Origin of the sequence: Janibacter hoylei PVAS-1 (genome assembly GCF_004025845.1) — a bacterium.
Lineage (GTDB): Bacteria > Actinomycetota > Actinomycetes > Actinomycetales > Dermatophilaceae > Janibacter > Janibacter hoylei.
The window spans coordinates 238,999-254,764 of sequence record NZ_PIPF01000001.1 but is presented as its reverse complement, the minus strand read 5'-3'; the positions used below and the strand labels follow the sequence as shown (position 1 = coordinate 254,764).

The following is a 15,766-nucleotide window of genomic DNA, read 5'->3' as shown; positions in this document are numbered from 1 at the left end:
CCCACTGCGGGGTGTGACCAGACCAATCGGTCAGACCCTGACGCGACCACCTACGAGACCGTAGGGTGCAGTCATGCGCCGACCTGAGCCCCTGTACCGCGCGATCATCATCGTCGCGCGGACCATCTTCCTCATCAACGGCTACCGCTTCACCATCAAGGGCGACCGCAACGTCCCCAAGCGCGGCGGCGCGGTCATGGCGATCAACCACACCGGCTACATCGACTTCGTGCTGGCCGGCCTGGGGGCGCGGCGCAGCAACCGGTGGGTGCGCTTCATGGCGAAGAAGTCGATCTGGCAGCACAAGGTGGCCGGGTTCTTCATGCGGGGACTGAAGCACATCCCGGTCGACCGCCACGCGGGTGGGGCGGCCTTCAAGGAGGCCGTGGCCAAGCTCAAGGACGGCGAGGTCGTCGGGGTCTACCCGGAGGCGACGATGTCGCGCTCCTTCGAGATCAAGGAGCTCAAGAGCGGCACCGCCCGCATGGCGCAGGAGGCGGGTGTCCCGATCCTCCCGACGATCGTGTGGGGCGCGCACCGGATCTGGACCAAGGACGTCCCCAAGCGGCTGGGCCGCACCAACTTCCCGATCCACATCACCATCGGCGACCCGATTCACGTCGGGCCCGACGACGATGTCAACGAGGTGACCGAGCGGCTGCGCGAGGTCATGAAGCAGCTCCTCGACGAGACGATCGCGCGGTACCCGGAGCTCACGGGTGACGAGCTGCGCTTCCACCCGGCCCGTCTTGGTGGCACCGCGCCGACGTACGAGGACGCCTGGGCGAAGGACCACCGCGACATGACCCGCACCAAGGACCAGTTCACCAAGGACTGACCGTCGCCCCCGGACCTGCGTATTTCCCTAGGGAAATCACACCGGACCTGCGTATTTCCCTAGGGAAATACGGCCGGGGGCGAAGGGGGAGCCCCGCACCTCACGCGGTGAGGGCGACCTCGGCCTCCCGACGGTCACCCTGCCGAGGTTCGTCCCCGGCGAGCCGGGCGTAGGCGCCGCGCCGCCGCAGCAGGCTCAGGTGCTCACCGCGCTCGACGACCCGCCCGCCGGCGAAGACGAGGATCTCGTCGGCCGCCTCGATGGTGCTCAGCCGGTGGGCGATGGTGATCGTCGTGCGGCCGCGGGCCAGGGCGTCGAGGGCCGCCTGCAGCTCGCGCTCGGTGTCGTTGTCCAGGGCGCTCGTCGCCTCGTCGAGGACGAGCACGGCCGGGTCGCGCAGGAGGGTGCGGGCGATGGCGATGCGCTGCTTTTCGCCGCCGGAGAAGCGGTGCCCGCGGGCGCCGACGACCGTGTCGAGCCCGTCGGGCAGGCTCGCGACGAGGTCGGCGGCTTGCGCGGTCGCGAGGGCCTGCCACAGCTGGGCCTCGGTGGCGTCGGGGTCGGCGAGCAGGAGGTTGGCCCGCACGGTGTCGTGGGCGAGGTAGGTCTCCTGGGTGACGATGCCGATGACGTGGGTCAGGGTCTGCGGGTCGATGTCGCGCAGGTCGACGCCGTCGACGGTGATCCGCCCGGTGCTCGGGTCGGCGAGCCGGACGAGCAGCGAGGCGAGGGTCGACTTCCCGCTGCCGGTGGCGCCGACGAGCGCGAGGTGGGAGCCGGCGGGGATGGTCGCGTCGATGCCGTCGAGGGCGAGCCGGTCGCCGTCGGGGTAGCCGTAGCCGACCCCTTCGATGCGCACGTCGCCGCGCACGGTCGCCGGGTCGAGGTCGACCGGCGCCGCCGGGGGAGCGACGTCGGGCTCGAGGTCGAGGTAGCCGAAGACGCGGCTGAAGAGGGCCATCGAGGCCACCCACGAGGCGCCGACGTTGAGCAGCCCCATGATCGGCCGGAAGATGCCCGACTGCAGCGTGGTGAAGGCGATGATCGTGCCGATCGTCATGCCGCCGCTCGTCGCGGGGAAGCCGGCGGCGAGGTAGATCAGCGCCGGGATCGCGGCGAAGACGATCGACATCGTCGCCATCCGCCAGCGGCCGGCGAGCTCGCTGCGCACCTCGAGGCCGACGAGGTCGGTCGAGGTGGTGGTGAACTCGCGGGCCCCGCGCTCGGCGGTTCCGAGGGTCTTGGACAGCAGGGCGCCGCTCACGGAGAGCTCTTCGGTCACCTGGGCCTGCAGGTCCGCGAGGCGCCGCTGACGTCGTGAGGTGATCTCGCGGCGGGTCAGCGCCACCTTGCGCGTGGTCCAGATGGCCGGAGGGAGCACGAGGAGGGAGAGGAGGGACAGCCGCCAGCTCAGGGCGACCATGGCGACGGCGGTCGCGACGGCGGTCGTGAGGTTGGAGGCGATCGACACGGCGGTGCTCGTGACGATCGACTGCATGCCGGCGACGTCCTGGGTGATGCGTGACTGGATCTCGCCGGAGCGGGTCCGGGTGAAAAAGCTCATCGACTGGCGCTGCAGGTGGGTGAAGACGTCGGTGCGCAGGCGGTGCATGACGGCCTGGCCGACGCGCGTGGAGATCCACGTCTGCTGCACGCCGATGAGCGCGGTCGCGATGGTCACGAGGAGCATGCCGCCGACGGCGAGCAGGAGCAGCCGGACGTCCTGGTGCGGCAGTGCGTCGTCGATGACGGTCCGCAGGAGGAAGGGGGAGGCCATCGAGACCAGCGAGCTGGCGACGATGAGGGCCACGACCGCGGCGACCTGCCAGCGGTAGGGGCGGAAGTAGGCGATGACCCGGCGCGCGCTCACGGGGCTCTCGGCGAGCTGGGCGCGGTCTCGGGGGTCGATGCGGCGGGGTCCGTGCCCGCCGCCGGTCTTGGGGGAAATCATCGGGGTGTCCATGTGGGCCCCTTTCGTTCGATCCGTTCGCGATGCTGAGGTTACCTCACTATGAGGGGAGAGGCAAGTCGGCTAGCGTGCTCACCATGACGCAGCGCACGGCCGGGCAGAGCTCGGAGGACCTCGGGGAGCAGCTGCTGCGGGTGGCCCGCGGCCTGCGGCGAGCGTGGATGGTCGACCTCTCGGAGCACGACCTGTCACCCCACGAGTCGCGCGCCCTGCGCGTCGCCGCCGATCGTGAGGAGTCGCCGCGGCTGCGCGACCTGGCTGATGCCCTGCGCATCGCCCCGCGGTCCGTCACCGACGTCGTCGACGCGCTCGAGCGCAAGGGTTATGTCGTCCGCGAGCCGGACCCGCACGACCGTCGGGCGAGCGTGGTCGTCGTCACCGACGCCGGGCGGCAGGTGCGGGCGGCGGTGCACGAGGCCCGTCGGCGCAGCGTCGGTGACCAGATGGGGGCGCTCACGGCGACCCAGCGCGCGGCGCTCGCCGACGCGCTGACGAGGCTCGAGGAGGGGCTGAGCTGCTGAGGGGCGTCGAGACGGCCCTTCAAGACGGCTCGTTCCTTGCCTCCTCAGGGGCCGGGGTGTGGGCTCAGCCAGCGGGAGTTCAGAAGGAGCTGTGGCCCAGGTGGGCCAGCGCCTGACGCAGCAGCGCTCCTTGGCCACCAGCCATCTCGGCCTGCAGTCCGGTCTCGGCGGCCTCGTCGAGGGTGAGCCAGGCGAGGTCGAGGGCGTCCTGCTGCGGCGCGCAGTCGCCGCGCACCGGGACGATGAAGCTCAGCGCGACGGCGTGCTGGCGCGGGTCGTGGAAGGGCGTGACCCCCGGCGTCGGGAAGAACTCGGCAACCGTGAAGGGGATCGGCGAGGCCGGCACGCTCGGCAGGGCCATCGGGCCGAGGTCCTTCTCGAGGTGACGCACGAGGGCGTCGCGCACGCGCTCGTGGTAGTTGACCCGGCCGGCGATGAGCTCGCGCTCCATCATGCCGCTCTCGCTGGCCCGCAGCAGCAGCCCGACCGCGGTGACATCGCCGTTGTCGGCGACCCGCACCGGCACCGCCGCGACGTAGAGGATCGGCACGCGGCCGCGCACGTTGTCGAGCTCCTCGCGGCTGAGCCACGCTTCCTGACGGTCGAGGTCGGTCGGCATGCGGCCATCCTCGCACGCGGTTTCGGCCCTCCACCGGGGCGCCCTACACTGGTGGCACAGGCGCCTGAGCCGTCATCAGCGGCGAGCCTTCCGGAAGAACGGGAGCCCAGCTCCTCACTAGACCCGGACGGGTGGTCACGACACGACCGGTGGACCAAGGAGCGGTCTACTCCCTTCGTCGCGAAGGGGGTGGGCAAGCGGGGTGGTACCGCGGAGGCCGACCGGCCGCCGTCCTCGTGGCAGTAGCCGAGTTGACCCGCCGAGTACCCCCGGAGCCGCAGCGATGACCTACCCCAAGGTCTCCACCACCGACGCGACGACCGTCGCCTCCTCCCCGAGCTTCCCCGAGCTGGAGCAGCACGTCCTGAGCTACTGGGAGGCCGACGGGACCTTCCAGGCCTCCATCGACGCGCGCGAGCCCGGCGAGGACGGCGGCAACGAGTTCGTCTTCTACGACGGACCCCCCTTCGCCAATGGCCTGCCGCACTACGGCCACCTGCTCACCGGCTACGTCAAGGACGTCGTCCCGCGCTACCAGACGATGCGCGGCAAGCGGGTCGAGCGGCGCTTCGGCTGGGACACCCACGGTCTGCCCGCCGAGCTCGAGGCGATGCGTCAGCTCGGGCTGAAGACCACGGACGAGATCCGCGAGCTGGGCGTCGAGAAGTTCAACGAGGCCTGCCGCGAGTCGGTGCTGAAGTACACCGGCGAGTGGCGCGACTACGTGACCCGACAGGCGCGCTGGGTCGACTTCGACAACGACTACAAGACGCTCAACCCCGGCTTCATGGAGTCGGTCATGTGGGCCTTCAAGTCCATGTACGACCAGGGGCTGGTCTACGAGGGCTTCCGCGTGCTGCCGTACTGCTGGCAGGACGAGACGCCGCTGTCCAACCACGAGCTGCGCATGGACGACGACGTCTACCAGCAGCGCCAGGACCCGGCCGTCACCGTCGGCCTGCGGATGGACTCCACCGGTGAGGACCCGGTCCTCGACGGTGCCCACCTGCTCGTGTGGACGACGACCCCGTGGACCCTGCCGAGCCACCTGGCCGTCATGGTCGGCTCCGAGATCGACTACGTCGTCGTCGAGGCGCCGGTCCCCGGTGTCGAGGGAGCCACGGCCAAGTACGTCCTCGCCGAGGCGCGCCTGGGCCACTACGCCCGCGAGCTCGGCGACGAGCCGACGGTCCTCGGCCGCTACACCGGAGCCCAGCTGATCGGCCGCACCTACACCCCGCCGATGTCCTACTACGTCGGCCACGAGGGCGCCTTCCGCGTCGTCGCCGCCGACGACGCCGTGACGACGACCGACGGTTCCGGTCTCGTCCACACCGCCGGTGCCTTCGGTGAGGTCGACAAGGAGGTCACCGACCGCGAGGGCATCGCCGCCGTCATGCCGGTGGCCAAGGACGGTCGCTTCACCGCGCCGGTCACCGACTACGAGGGCATGCTCGTCTTCGATGCCAACGGCCCGATCATCGACGCGCTCAAGGCCGCCACGAGGTCGCTGGGCGAGGCCCTTCGAGACGGTCGCTTCGCGACCTCCTCAGGGACCGATGGAGGGGCGGCGACGGACAGCGTCAGCCCCGGCACGATCCTGCTGCGCCGCGAGTCCTACGAGCACTCCTACCCGCACTGCTGGCGCTGCCGGCAGCCGCTGATCTACAAGGGCGTCGAGTCGTGGTTCGTCGAGGTCACGGCGATCAAGGACAAGATGCTCGCCAACAACGAGCAGATCACCTGGACGCCCGACCACGTCAAGCACGGCCAGTTCGGCAAGTGGCTCGACAACGCGCGTGACTGGTCGATCACCCGCAACCGCTTCTGGGGCTCCCCGGTGCCGGTGTGGAAGTCCGACGACCCTGCCTACCCGCGGATCGACGTCTACGGCTCCTTCGAGGAGATCGAGCGCGACTTCGGGCAGCTGCCGCTCGGCGTCGACGGCCAGCCGGACCTGCACCGACCCTTCGTCGACGAGCTGACCCGTCCCAACCCCGACGACCCGACGGGCCAGAGCACCATGCGCCGCGTCGAGGACGTGCTGGACGTGTGGTTCGACTCGGGCTCGATGAGCTATGCCCAGGTGCACTACCCCTTCGACAACGCGGAGTGGTTCGAGCAGCACTTCCCGGCCGACTTCATCGTCGAGTACATCGGGCAGACGCGCGGCTGGTTCTACACGCTGCACATCCTCGCGACCGCGCTCTTCGACAAGCCGGCCTTCAAGTCGGTCATCAGCCACGGCATCGTCCTGGGCAGCGACGGGCAGAAGATGTCCAAGTCGCTGCGGAACTACCCGGACGTCTCCGAGGTCTTCGACCGCGACGGCGCCGATGCGATGCGCTGGTTCCTCATGAGCAGCCCGATCCTGCGCGGCGGCAACCTCGTCGTCACCGAGCAGGGCATCCGCGAGGGCGTGCGGCAGGTGCTCATCCCGCTGTGGAACAGCTACTCCTTCTTCGCCCTCTACGCCAACGCCCTCGGCGAGGGCTACGAGGCGAAGTGGTCGACGGGCTCCACCGACCCGCTCGACCGCTACCTGCTCGCCAAGCTGCGCGAGTTCGTCGAGGCCGCGACCGCGCGCCTGGACGCCTACGACATCGCCGGCGCCTGCGACAGCACCCGCTCCTTCACCGACGTGCTGACGAACTGGTACATCCGGCGCAGCCGGGAGCGCTTCTGGGCCACCGGTGACGACCGTGCGGATGCCGAGGCCGCCTGCGACACGCTCTACACGGCACTCGAGGTGCTCTGCCGCGTCGCCGCCCCCCTTCTGCCGCTGACGACCGAAGAGGTCTGGCGTGGGCTGACAGGGGAGCGGTCGGTGCACCTGGCGGACTGGCCGCAGGCGCAGGACCTGCCGGCCGACCACGAGCTCGTCGTCGCCATGGACACCGCCCGCGCGGTGTGCAGCTCGGCCAGCGCCCTGCGCAAGGCCAACAAGCTGCGCAACCGGCTGCCGCTGCGCGACCTGACGGTCGTCGTGCCCGACGCGGCGAAGCTCGCGGACTTCGGCGCGATCGTCGCCGACGAGGTCAACGTGCGCCAGGTGAGCCTGCTCGACATCGACGACCCGGCGGCGGCCGACTTCGGCGTGAGCCAGAAGCTCACCGTCAACGCCCGCGCGGCCGGCCCGCGCCTGGGCAAGCAGGTCCAGGTCGCGATCAAGGGCAGCAAGTCGGGCGACTGGTCCGTCGCCGACGACGGGACCGTGACCTCCGGCGGCATCGCTCTGGTCGAGGGCGAGTACACGCTCGAGACCGTCGCGGCCGATGACGAAGGGAGCCACCGCGCCACCGCGATGCTCCCCGCCGGCGTGGGCGGCTTCATCGTCCTCGACACCGAGGTCACCGACGAGCTGGCCGCCGAGGGCCTGGCGCGCGATGTCATCCGTGCCGTCCAGGAGGCGCGCAAGCAGGCCGGGCTCGAGGTCTCCGACCGGATCAGCCTGACGATCACCGGCTCGCAGCAGGTGTGGGAGGCGACGGTCGCCCACCAGGGCCTCATCGTCGACGAGACCCTCGCCGGGCAGTTCGGCTCCGCTCCCTCCCTCGAGGCGCTGCCGCTCGGCGACGGCGTCGTCGAGACCGAGCTCTCCGGCAGCGAGAGGGTCCGGGTCAAGGTCACGCGCCTGTGAGCCGCCGATGATCAACGGGATCCTCTGGGTCCTCGGCTGCCAGCTCGTCGGGGAGGTCTTCGTCCGGAGCCTCGGCCTGTCGATCCCCGGGCCGGTCGTGGGGATGGTGCTGCTCTTCGTGGTGCTGTCCGTGCGCCGGCCGGGGGAGGTCTCGGGCACGTTGCGCTTCTCCGACGGGCTGCTGCGACACCTGCAGCTCTTCTTCGTCCCGGTGACCGTCGGGATCATGGTCCACGCCTCCGAGCTGGGGAGCCAGTGGCTGCCGGTCACCGGTGGTCTCGTCCTGTCGTGGCTGCTCGGCCTGGTGACCGTCGCCGGTCTCGCCTCGTGGCTGCAGCGGCGGCGGGGAGTGTGGGTGAGCTCGCCTGACTGAGGCCCTGGACTGGCTGCGCGACTCGCCCCTGACGTGGGTCTTCGTCACCCTGCTCGCCTACCGGGCGGGGCTGTGGGTGCGCGATCGCACCGGCGGTCACCCGCTCGCCCAGCCGGTGCTCGTCGCCGCCGCGCTGCTCATCACGTTGCTGGCGGTGCTCGGCATCGACTACGACACCTACATGACCGGCGGCACGCTCATCCACGTCGTGCTCGGCCCGGCGACCGTCGCGCTCGCGGTGCCGCTGCACCGGCAGGCGCACCACCTGCGCGAGATGGCCCTGCCCCTGGCGATCGCCCTGCCGACGGGCGCCCTCGTCTCGATCGGGTCGGCCGCGCTCACCGTGCGGGCGCTCGGCGGCTCCGAGGTGCTCGAGCACACGATCGCGCCCAAGGCGGCGACGACCCCGGTGGCCATCGCGATCGCCGACCACATCGGGGGAGTGCCGGCGCTCGTCGCCGCCTTCACCATGCTCGCCGGCATGCTCGGGGCGGTCTTCGGCCCGTGGCTGCTGGACTCTCTTCGCGTCGACGACCGGCGGGTGCGTGGTCTGGCCATGGGGGCGGTCTCCCACGGCGTCGGGACCTCCCGGTCGCTGCACGACCACGCCACCGAGGGCGCCTTCGCCGGCCTCGCCATGGGCCTGACCGCGCTGCTGACGAGCGTGCTCGTCCCGCTCGTCATCGCCCTGCTCTGACTGGGCTCAGGCGGCGCCGTCGGCGGCGCTCGGCTCCATCGCCTCGCCCGTCTCGAGGACGGTCTTGATGCCGGATAGCACCCTGGGCCAGCCGCCGCCCCCTTCGTTGGTCGGGTCGGGGTTGCCGGCCACCTGCTCCGCCGTCGTGGGGCGGCCCGTGAGGTCGTGGGTGAGGGTCAGGCGGACCGAGCCGTGCGCGCTCGGCTCGATGTCCCAGGTGATGGTGCCCGGCTCCTCGTCCTCGATCCACACCGGTCCCCAGGTCTGGACGAGGCGGCGCGGCGGGTCGGCCTCGAGGACCTCGCCGGTGACGACGACGTCGGGCATGCCGACGGCCTTCATGTCCTCGCCGGCCCGGTGCTCGAAGTGGCCACCCGGCTGCAGGTCGTAGTCGACGTCGCCGGCGTAGCCGTAGAGCCGGCTGAACTCCGGGGACGTGATGGCCGCCCACACCCGCTCGGGCGTGGCGTTGATGAAGATGCGATGGATCTGGATCTCGGTGTCGCTCATGACTCGTCGTCCTCTAGGACTCGCTTGAGATCGAGCAGCGCGGAGGTCCGCGCCGCCGTGTACTTGCCGATCCACCGGTCGTGGATCGCGCGGATGGGGACGGCGTTGAGGTGGTGCAGCTTGGTCCGCCCCTGCTTGCGGGTGACGACGAGGTTCGCTTCCTCGAGCAGGCGCAAGTGCTTGGCCACCCCGAACCTCGTCATCTCCGTGTGCTCGCGCACGACCTCCTCGAGCTCAGACTGGCTGCGCCCGTCTCGCTCGAAGAGTGCGTCCAGCAGCACCCGGCGGATCGGGTCCGCCAGGGCCTTGAAGACGAGGTCGTCATCGCTCACGTCATCATCGTAGGTGACCAAATGGTCACCTATCAAGACCTAAGGTGTGAGACATGGACACGACCCTGCACTCCGTCTCCGGCCTCGTCGACCTCGCGCCGACGAGCGAAGGGGGCCGCCCCGGCGTCAAGAAGGCGCTCGTCGGCCACGGCTGCCGCGTGGTGATGTTTCGCTTCGCGCCCGGTCAGGTGCTCGCGGAGCACACGGCGGCCTTCCCGATCCTCGTCCAGTGCCTCTCCGGCACCGTGGAGTTCGCCGCGGGGGAGCAGGTGGTGACCCTCGGTCCCGGAGCCGTCGCCAACCTCGACGCGCGGGTGCCCCACGAGGTGCGGGGGGTCACCGATGCCGTCTTCCAGCTGGTCATGCTTGACCCGGCGGCGAGGCCGGACTGAGCTGTCGACGGGCGCACGAGTCATCGACTGCCGCACCAGGTACTTCTCGCGCGTGATTCGATGACCCGCGCGCGAGTGGAAGTCCGGCGCGCCGGGTGGCGCGGGCTGACCGGGATCAGGGCGCGAGGGTCTGCGGCCGCACGTGGGGCACCACCATCGGCGTGCCCGACTGCGGGTCGTCGACGACGTCGCAGGCCAGACCGAAGACCTCGTCCACGAGTCCGCTCGTGAGCACCTGCGCGGGCGGACCGTCGCCGCGGATCCTCCCTTCGTGCATGACGACCAGACGTGAGGCGAAGCGCGCCGCCTGGTTGAGGTCGTGGAGCACGGCGACGATGGTGCGGCCCTCGCGGTTGAGCCCCGCGAAGAGCTCGAGCAGCTCGTACTGGTGCGCGATGTCGAGGAAGGTCGTCGGCTCGTCGAGCAGGATCACCTCGGTGTCCTGCGCGAGGACCATCGCGACCCAGGCCCGCTGCCGCTGACCGCCGGAGAGGGTCGCCACGGGGGTGTCGGCGAGGTCGGTCAGGTGGGTGCGCTCGAGCGCCCCCGCGATCGCCCGGTCGTCGTCCGGCGACCACTGCCGCAGCAGGCTGTGGTGGGGGTGCCGGCCACGCGTCACGAGCTCGGCGACGGTGATCCCCTCGGGGGCATTGGCGCTCTGCGACAGCAGCGAGACCCGTTGCGCCGCAGCGCGTCCCCGCATCCGGTGCAGGTCCTCGCCGTCGAGCTCGACCCGGCCGTCTGAGGGCCGGTTGACCCGGCACAGCGTCTTGAGCAGCGTCGACTTGCCGCAGCCGTTGGGGCCGACGACGACGACGAACTCGCCCCGCTCGATCGTCAGGTCGAGCGAAGGAATGACCGGCTCACCCCCGTAGCCGACGGTGATCTGGCGGGCAGCGAGGAGGGTCATGTGGCCTTCTTCCATTCGCCGACGAGCAGGGCGCCGAGGTAGACGCCGCCGATCGCCAGGGTGAGGATGCCGACGGGCAGCCCGTCGAAGATCGGGACCTGCTGGGTCGCCAGGTCGGCCGCCGACAGCAGCAGGGCGCCAGTGACCGCGGAGAGCCCGAGCAGCGGGCGGGCGCTGCGGGCGAGCAGGCGGGTGATGTGCGGCGCGGTGAGGGCGACGAAGGCGATGGGGCCGGCGACCGCGACCGCCCCGCCGGCGAGCAGGACGGACAGGACGACCGCCCTTCGGCGGATGGCACCGGAGTGCACCCCGAGGGAGGCGGCCACCTCGTCGCCCATCTCGGTCAGGCCGAGCGGGATCGACAGCAGCGCGAGCGGCACGACGGCCACGGCGAGCACGATCCAGATCGTCGCGACGTGGTCCCAGCCGCGGGCGTTGAGGCTGCCGTTGAGATAGGCCGACAGGACCGTCGCCTTGTCCCGCGCGACGACGTAGACGACGTACTGCGTGAAGGCGTAGGCCATCGCGGAGACACCGATGCCGGCGAGGATCATCCGCATCGGGTTGGACAGGCCGGTGCCGGTGCTCACCGCGACGAGACCGACGGCCAGTGCCGCGCCGAGGACCGAGCCGAGCACGATCGACGTCGCGCTCGGCATGAGCAGCCCGACGAAGGCCGCGCCGGCCCCCGCGCCGGCGCTCACGCCGATGACGTCGGGCGAGCCGAGCGGGTTGCGGGTCACGGACTGGAAGAGGGCACCGGAGGCCCCGAGCGCGGCGCCCGCCCCGAGGGCGACGAGCAGACGTGGGCCGCGCAGGTGGCCGAGGACGAAGCGGGCCTTGCCCGTCGCCTCGCCGCGGGCGACCTCGATGATGCCCGAAGGGAGGTCCGTCAGCGCCATGCCGAGCCGCCCCATCGTCAGCGTGGCCAGGGCCGTCGCGACGACGAGCGCGACGAGCGCAAGCCCGAGGAGGGTCGACCGGCGGCGGGCCGGTGCCAGCGCGCTCATGCCTGGGCCCTGCGACCGAGGCGGCGCACCGCGAGCAGCAGGATCGGCGCGCCGACGAAGGCGGTGACGACCCCGACCATGAGCTCCTGCGGGCGCAGCAGCACCCGGCCGACGATGTCGGCGCCGAGCAGCACGACGGGCCCGACGAGCAGGCACCCGATGAGCTGGCGACGCATGTCGAGCCCGAGCAGCCCGCGGACGATGTGGGGGACAGCCAGCCCGATGAAGGCGATCGGCCCGACCGCCGCGGTGGCCGCCGCGCACAGCAGGGTGGCCGCGCCGAGGGCCGCGGTGCGCACGAGCGTCGTGCTCACCCCGAGCCCGGCGGCCGTCTCCGAGCCGAGGGCCAGCGCGTTGAGACTGCTCGCGCACAGCAGGGCCAGCGCCAGACCGACGACGACGAAGGGGGTGACCGCCCGCAGCTGGTCGAGGCCGCCGTCGCCGAGCGAGCCGACGACCCAGAAGCGGTAGTTGTCGAAGTGTCGCGGCAGGGAGAGCGCCACGGCCTGGACGTAGGCGTTGAGCACGGCCGCGACGACCGCGCCGGCGAGGACGAGGCGCACCATGCTCGCGCCGCTGTCGCCGGCGGTGCCGATCGTGTGGACGACGAGGGCGGCGATGCCGCCGCCGAGCAGGGCCACCCAGGCGGCCGCGACCGACCCGGTCGAGACGCCGAGCCAGACGCTCGCCGTCACCATCGCCGCGGCCGCACCTGCGTTGATGCCGAGCAGGCCGGGGTCGGCGAGCGGGTTGACGGTCACGCCCTGCATGAGGGCGCCGGAGACGGCGAGGGCCGCGCCGATGACGACCGCGAGGATCGTGCGCTCGATCCTCGCGTCGAGGACATTGGCCAGGTGGGCGTCGGGGCGCCCCGTGAGGGCGTCGACGACCTGGGGGAGGGTGGTCGGCTTGGAGCCGACGGCTAGGGAGAGGAAGCAGACGAGTGCGAGCACGACGACGCACCCCACGAGGACCAGGGTGGTCCGTGGGGTGCGTCGCGCGGTCGTGCTCGAGGTCACTCGGCGGAGGCTACTTCTTCTCGGCCTTGGCGATGGCCTCGTCGATCATGTCCGGGTACGTCTCGAGGGCGTAGGGCACCGTGAGCGGGTTGATCATCGACGACGCGGTGACGAAGGAGTTGTCCGTGCTCGAGACGACCGCGCCGGCCTTGATGGCCGGGATCGAGGCGTAGAGCTTGTTGGACATCGCCTGCTTCTTGGCCTTCGGGTCGCTGTAGAAGGTGAAGATCAGGTCGCTGTCGTTCAGCTGGTCGGCGTTTTCGTACCCGATGACCGCGGAGTCGGTGCCCTCGGTCTCCTTCATCTTGTCGATCGCCGGGTCGCTCTTGAGGCCGAGCTTGCGGACCATGTCGGCGCGCTGCTCGGTCGGCTTGAAGACGCCGAGGGTGTCCGGCGTCGTGTAGACGTAGCTGAAGGTGTAGTTCTTCCAGTCGGGGTGCTTCGCGGCCTCGTCGGCCAGCTGCTTGTCGAGGTCCTCGACGAGCTCGGCCGCGTCCTCCTCCTGACCCAGGGCCCGGCCGATGATCTCGATCTGCTCGTCCCAGTCGATGCTCCATGCCTGGTCGGGGTAGGCGACGGTCGGGGCGATCTCGCTCAGCGAGTCGTACTGCTCCTGGGTGATGCCCGACCAGGGGGCGAGGATGACGTCGGGCTCGAGCTCGAGGATCTTTTCCATGTCGAGCTCCTCGCCGGCGCCGACGAACTCGGGGAGCTTGCCCCCTTCGCCCTTGACGGCCTCGTTGACCCACGGGGTGTAGCCGGAGTCGTCGGCCGCCCAGGCGTACTCCTCCATGCCGACGGGGATGGTCCCGAGGGCGATGGAGGTCTCGGTGGAGCCCTGGCCGAGGGTGACGACCTTCTTCGGCTTCTCGGGGATCTCGGCGGTGCCGAGGGAGCTCTTGATGGAGACGGGGAAGGCGCCGTCGCCGGATCCCGACGTCGCGTCGCTGTCGGATGCGTCGGAGCCGCAGGCCGTCAGGGCCACGGTGGAGGTCAGCAGGAGCGCGACACCGGTGGTGCGCAGGCGGTTCAGGGGCATGCTCGTGATCCTTGCGAAGGGGGAGTGCCGGCCACCTCGACCGGCCAACATTAGGAGACCCTAACCTAACTCTTGGGTGCCTCGCGCACAGGTTCGCCGTCTACGCCCCGTCGTGCCGGTGGGCGCGGTGCCCGTCCCGGTCGAAGATCATGATGACCTCGGCCCCTCCGCATTTCCCTAGGAAAATGCGCACTCCTTCCGTATTTCCCTAGGGAAATCTCCACCCTTCCGGTGATTTCCCTAGGGAAATGCGCCAGCACGACCTCGTCCCAGCTGCCGCCGCGTCGAGACCGACGCCATCGCCGCGGCCCTCGCCGCCCGCGCGGGATGGACCGTCGACGTGCACGACCGGCGTGAGCGACCCGCCGGCGCCGTGTCGACCCACCACGTGCACGACGTCGTGCTGCGGGCACGGAGGGCCGGCTGACGGGTGCGACAATCGGGGCCATGAGCCCCGCCCCCGATGCCGCCCAGCGGCAGGCCGCCGCCGATCTCGAGCTGCGTGAGCGCATGCGCCGCGTCGAGGAGGGCATCCTCGAGCGCGCTCCCGAGCACGACCTCGAGCCGAGCCTCGACCGCATCCGCGCCGTGCTCGACCTGCTCGGCGAGCCGCAGCGCACCTTCCCCGTCATCCACGTCACCGGCACCAACGGCAAGACCTCGACCGCCCGGATCGTCGAGTCGGTGCTGCGGGAGTCGGGCCTGAAGACCGGGCGCTTCACCTCGCCGCACCTGCAGGACATCCGCGAGCGGATCACCATCGGCGGCGAGCTCATCACCCGCCGGGCCTTCCTCGACGCGTGGGCCGACATCGCCCCCTTCGTCGACGCGGTGGACACCCGCTCGGTCTCCGAGGGCGGGCCGCGGATGACCTACTTCGAGGTGCTCGTCGCGCTCGCCTACACGGCCTTCGCCGACGCGCCGGTCGACGTCGCGATCGTCGAGGTCGGCATGGGGGGGTCCTGGGACGCGACCAACGTCGTCGAGGCCGACGTCGCCGTCATCACGCCCGTCGGCATCGACCACCAGCACTTCCTCGGCGACACCATCGAGGAGATCGCGACCGAGAAGTCCGGGATCATCCACCCCGACGCCATCGCCGTCAGCGCGCCGCAGGTGCCCGAGGTCCTCGAGATCCTGCGTGCCCGCGCCGACGAGGTCGGCGCCCGTCTCGTCGTCGAGGGCGAGGACTTCGGTGTCCTCGAGCGCGACGTCGCCGTCGGCGGCCAGATGATCTCGCTGCGCGGGCTGGCCGGCGACCACCCCGACCTGCTGCTCAACCTCCACGGAGCCCACCAGGCGAGCAATGCCGCGCTCGCGGTCGCGGCCGTCGAGGCCTTCCTCGGGGGAGGGGAGCAGCCCCTCGGCGAGGAGGTCCTCGCCGCGGGCCTCGCCGCCGCCACCTCGCCCGGGCGGCTCGAGATCGTGCGTCGCAGCCCGACCGTCGTCGTCGACGCCGCGCACAACCCACACGGGGCCGCGGTCCTCGCCGAGACGCTCAAGGACTCCTTCACCTTCACCCACCTCGTCGGTGTCGTCTCGATCTTCAAGGACAAGGACGTCGTCGGGATCCTCGAGGCGCTCGAGCCGGCCCTCGACGAGGTCGTCGTCACCCGCTCGACCTCCCCGCGGGCCATGCGGCCCGAGCGGCTCGGCGAGATCGCCGCGGAGGTCTTCGGCGACCACCGCGTCACCGTCGTCGACGCCCTGCCCGATGCCCTCGACCACGCGGCCCAGCTGGCGGACGAAGGGGGAGTCGCCGGCGGTGTGGTCGCCACCGGATCCATCGTCACCGTGGGCGAGGTGCGTCTGCTCCTCGGCGTCACCGACGTCGAGCGGCCCGTCGCGCCGCCGGTCGAGGTGCCCGTCGAGGTCGAGGACGAGGACTGACCTACCC

General features: G+C 71.1%; 15 protein-coding genes. 7 read left to right on the top strand and 8 right to left on the bottom strand.

Annotation, left to right across the window (positions count from 1 at the left end):
- Positions 1-73: 73 nt before the first annotated feature.
- Positions 74-838 carry a lysophospholipid acyltransferase family protein gene (locus tag CWN80_RS01280; RefSeq protein ID WP_007926026.1) on the top strand — a complete coding sequence of 255 codons (765 nt, stop codon included), beginning with the start codon at positions 74-76 and terminating at the stop codon, positions 836-838.
- Positions 839-938: 100 nt separating this feature from the next.
- Here CWN80_RS01280 and CWN80_RS01275 read toward each other — a convergent pair whose 3' ends face one another.
- Positions 939-2,789 (bottom strand): ABC transporter ATP-binding protein, encoded by a 1,851-nt coding sequence (locus CWN80_RS01275; RefSeq protein WP_128276751.1) that lies wholly within the window; start codon positions 2,787-2,789, stop codon positions 939-941.
- Positions 2,790-2,884: 95 nt separating this feature from the next.
- Here CWN80_RS01275 and CWN80_RS01270 point away from each other — a divergent pair, with 95 nt between their 5' ends.
- Positions 2,885-3,328, top strand: a complete 444-nt coding sequence (locus tag CWN80_RS01270) for a MarR family winged helix-turn-helix transcriptional regulator (RefSeq protein ID WP_040880937.1) — start codon at positions 2,885-2,887, stop codon at positions 3,326-3,328.
- 79 nt (positions 3,329-3,407) lie between these two features.
- Here CWN80_RS01270 and CWN80_RS01265 read toward each other — a convergent pair whose 3' ends face one another.
- Positions 3,408-3,947, bottom strand: coding sequence for an NUDIX hydrolase family protein (locus CWN80_RS01265; RefSeq protein ID WP_007926043.1), 540 nt, complete (start codon positions 3,945-3,947; stop codon positions 3,408-3,410).
- A gap of 283 nt (positions 3,948-4,230) precedes the next feature.
- Here CWN80_RS01265 and ileS point away from each other — a divergent pair, with 283 nt between their 5' ends.
- Genes ileS through CWN80_RS01250 form a run of 3 tightly spaced genes read left to right on the top strand, consistent with a single transcriptional unit; the run spans position 4,231 to position 8,657 of the window.
- A complete protein-coding gene (gene ileS, locus CWN80_RS01260) occupies positions 4,231-7,587 on the top strand; it encodes an isoleucine--tRNA ligase (RefSeq protein ID WP_007926044.1) in 3,357 nt (1,118 codons plus the stop codon).
- A 7-nt stretch (positions 7,588-7,594) separates the two neighbouring features.
- Positions 7,595-7,960, top strand: a complete 366-nt coding sequence (locus tag CWN80_RS01255; RefSeq protein WP_007926045.1) for a CidA/LrgA family protein — start codon at positions 7,595-7,597, stop codon at positions 7,958-7,960.
- Positions 7,953-8,657, top strand: a complete 705-nt coding sequence (locus CWN80_RS01250; RefSeq protein ID WP_040880897.1) for an LrgB family protein — start codon at positions 7,953-7,955, stop codon at positions 8,655-8,657. Before CWN80_RS01255 ends, CWN80_RS01250 begins: the two co-directional genes overlap by 8 nt.
- Positions 8,658-8,663: 6 nt before the next feature.
- Here CWN80_RS01250 and CWN80_RS15715 read toward each other — a convergent pair whose 3' ends face one another.
- Both CWN80_RS15715 and CWN80_RS15710 read right to left on the bottom strand, forming a co-directional pair.
- Positions 8,664-9,167, bottom strand: coding sequence for an SRPBCC domain-containing protein (locus tag CWN80_RS15715; protein WP_007926047.1), 504 nt, complete (start codon positions 9,165-9,167; stop codon positions 8,664-8,666).
- A complete protein-coding gene (locus CWN80_RS15710; protein WP_040880940.1) occupies positions 9,164-9,499 on the bottom strand; it encodes an ArsR/SmtB family transcription factor in 336 nt (111 codons plus the stop codon). The genes CWN80_RS15715 and CWN80_RS15710 overlap by 4 nt, the downstream gene beginning before the upstream one ends.
- Before the next feature lie 53 nt (positions 9,500-9,552).
- Between CWN80_RS15710 and CWN80_RS01235 the strand changes: the two genes are divergently transcribed.
- The gene (locus tag CWN80_RS01235) at positions 9,553-9,891 is read left to right on the top strand and encodes a cupin domain-containing protein (RefSeq protein ID WP_007926049.1); all 339 of its coding nucleotides are present in this window, start codon (positions 9,553-9,555) and stop codon (positions 9,889-9,891) included.
- Positions 9,892-10,006: 115 nt separating this feature from the next.
- Here the strand turns inward: CWN80_RS01235 and CWN80_RS01230 are convergent, their stop codons facing one another.
- The 4 genes from CWN80_RS01230 to CWN80_RS01215 are packed head-to-tail and all read right to left on the bottom strand — an operon-like array spanning position 10,007 to position 13,869.
- Positions 10,007-10,801 carry an ABC transporter ATP-binding protein gene (locus tag CWN80_RS01230; protein ID WP_007926051.1) on the bottom strand — a complete coding sequence of 265 codons (795 nt, stop codon included), beginning with the start codon at positions 10,799-10,801 and terminating at the stop codon, positions 10,007-10,009.
- Positions 10,798-11,811 (bottom strand): FecCD family ABC transporter permease, encoded by a 1,014-nt coding sequence (locus CWN80_RS01225; RefSeq protein ID WP_128276750.1) that lies wholly within the window; start codon positions 11,809-11,811, stop codon positions 10,798-10,800. The genes CWN80_RS01230 and CWN80_RS01225 overlap by 4 nt, the downstream gene beginning before the upstream one ends.
- On the bottom strand, positions 11,808-12,830 hold the full coding sequence (locus tag CWN80_RS01220; protein ID WP_128276749.1) for a FecCD family ABC transporter permease: 1,023 nt from the start codon (positions 12,828-12,830) through the stop codon (positions 11,808-11,810). Before CWN80_RS01220 ends, CWN80_RS01225 begins: the two co-directional genes overlap by 4 nt.
- Before the next feature lie 10 nt (positions 12,831-12,840).
- On the bottom strand, positions 12,841-13,869 hold the full coding sequence (locus CWN80_RS01215; RefSeq protein WP_007926059.1) for an iron-siderophore ABC transporter substrate-binding protein: 1,029 nt from the start codon (positions 13,867-13,869) through the stop codon (positions 12,841-12,843).
- 447 nt (positions 13,870-14,316) lie between these two features.
- On the opposite strand from CWN80_RS01215, the gene CWN80_RS01210 reads away from it, so the two are divergent.
- A complete protein-coding gene (locus tag CWN80_RS01210; RefSeq protein WP_007926063.1) occupies positions 14,317-15,759 on the top strand; it encodes a bifunctional folylpolyglutamate synthase/dihydrofolate synthase in 1,443 nt (480 codons plus the stop codon).
- The last annotated feature ends 7 nt before the right edge of the window (positions 15,760-15,766 follow it).

Excerpts from the sequence above, each read along its gene's own strand:
- CWN80_RS01210 (WP_007926063.1), top strand. The coding sequence starts at position 14,317 with ATGAGCCCCGCCCCCGATGCCGCCCAGCGGCAGGCCGCCGCCGATCTC.
- CWN80_RS01255 (WP_007926045.1), top strand. The coding sequence starts at position 7,595 with ATGATCAACGGGATCCTCTGGGTCCTCGGCTGCCAGCTCGTCGGGGAG.
- CWN80_RS01280 (WP_007926026.1), top strand. The coding sequence starts at position 74 with ATGCGCCGACCTGAGCCCCTGTACCGCGCGATCATCATCGTCGCGCGG.
- CWN80_RS01225 (WP_128276750.1), bottom strand. The coding sequence starts at position 11,811 with ATGAGCGCGCTGGCACCGGCCCGCCGCCGGTCGACCCTCCTCGGGCTT.
- CWN80_RS01235 (WP_007926049.1), top strand. The coding sequence starts at position 9,553 with ATGGACACGACCCTGCACTCCGTCTCCGGCCTCGTCGACCTCGCGCCG.
- CWN80_RS01215 (WP_007926059.1), bottom strand. The coding sequence starts at position 13,869 with ATGCCCCTGAACCGCCTGCGCACCACCGGTGTCGCGCTCCTGCTGACC.
- CWN80_RS15715 (WP_007926047.1), bottom strand. The coding sequence starts at position 9,167 with ATGAGCGACACCGAGATCCAGATCCATCGCATCTTCATCAACGCCACG.
- CWN80_RS01230 (WP_007926051.1), bottom strand. The coding sequence starts at position 10,801 with ATGACCCTCCTCGCTGCCCGCCAGATCACCGTCGGCTACGGGGGTGAG.
- CWN80_RS01275 (WP_128276751.1), bottom strand. The coding sequence starts at position 2,789 with ATGATTTCCCCCAAGACCGGCGGCGGGCACGGACCCCGCCGCATCGAC.
- CWN80_RS01270 (WP_040880937.1), top strand. The coding sequence starts at position 2,885 with ATGACGCAGCGCACGGCCGGGCAGAGCTCGGAGGACCTCGGGGAGCAG.
- CWN80_RS01265 (WP_007926043.1), bottom strand. The coding sequence starts at position 3,947 with ATGCCGACCGACCTCGACCGTCAGGAAGCGTGGCTCAGCCGCGAGGAG.
- ileS (WP_007926044.1), top strand. The coding sequence starts at position 4,231 with ATGACCTACCCCAAGGTCTCCACCACCGACGCGACGACCGTCGCCTCC.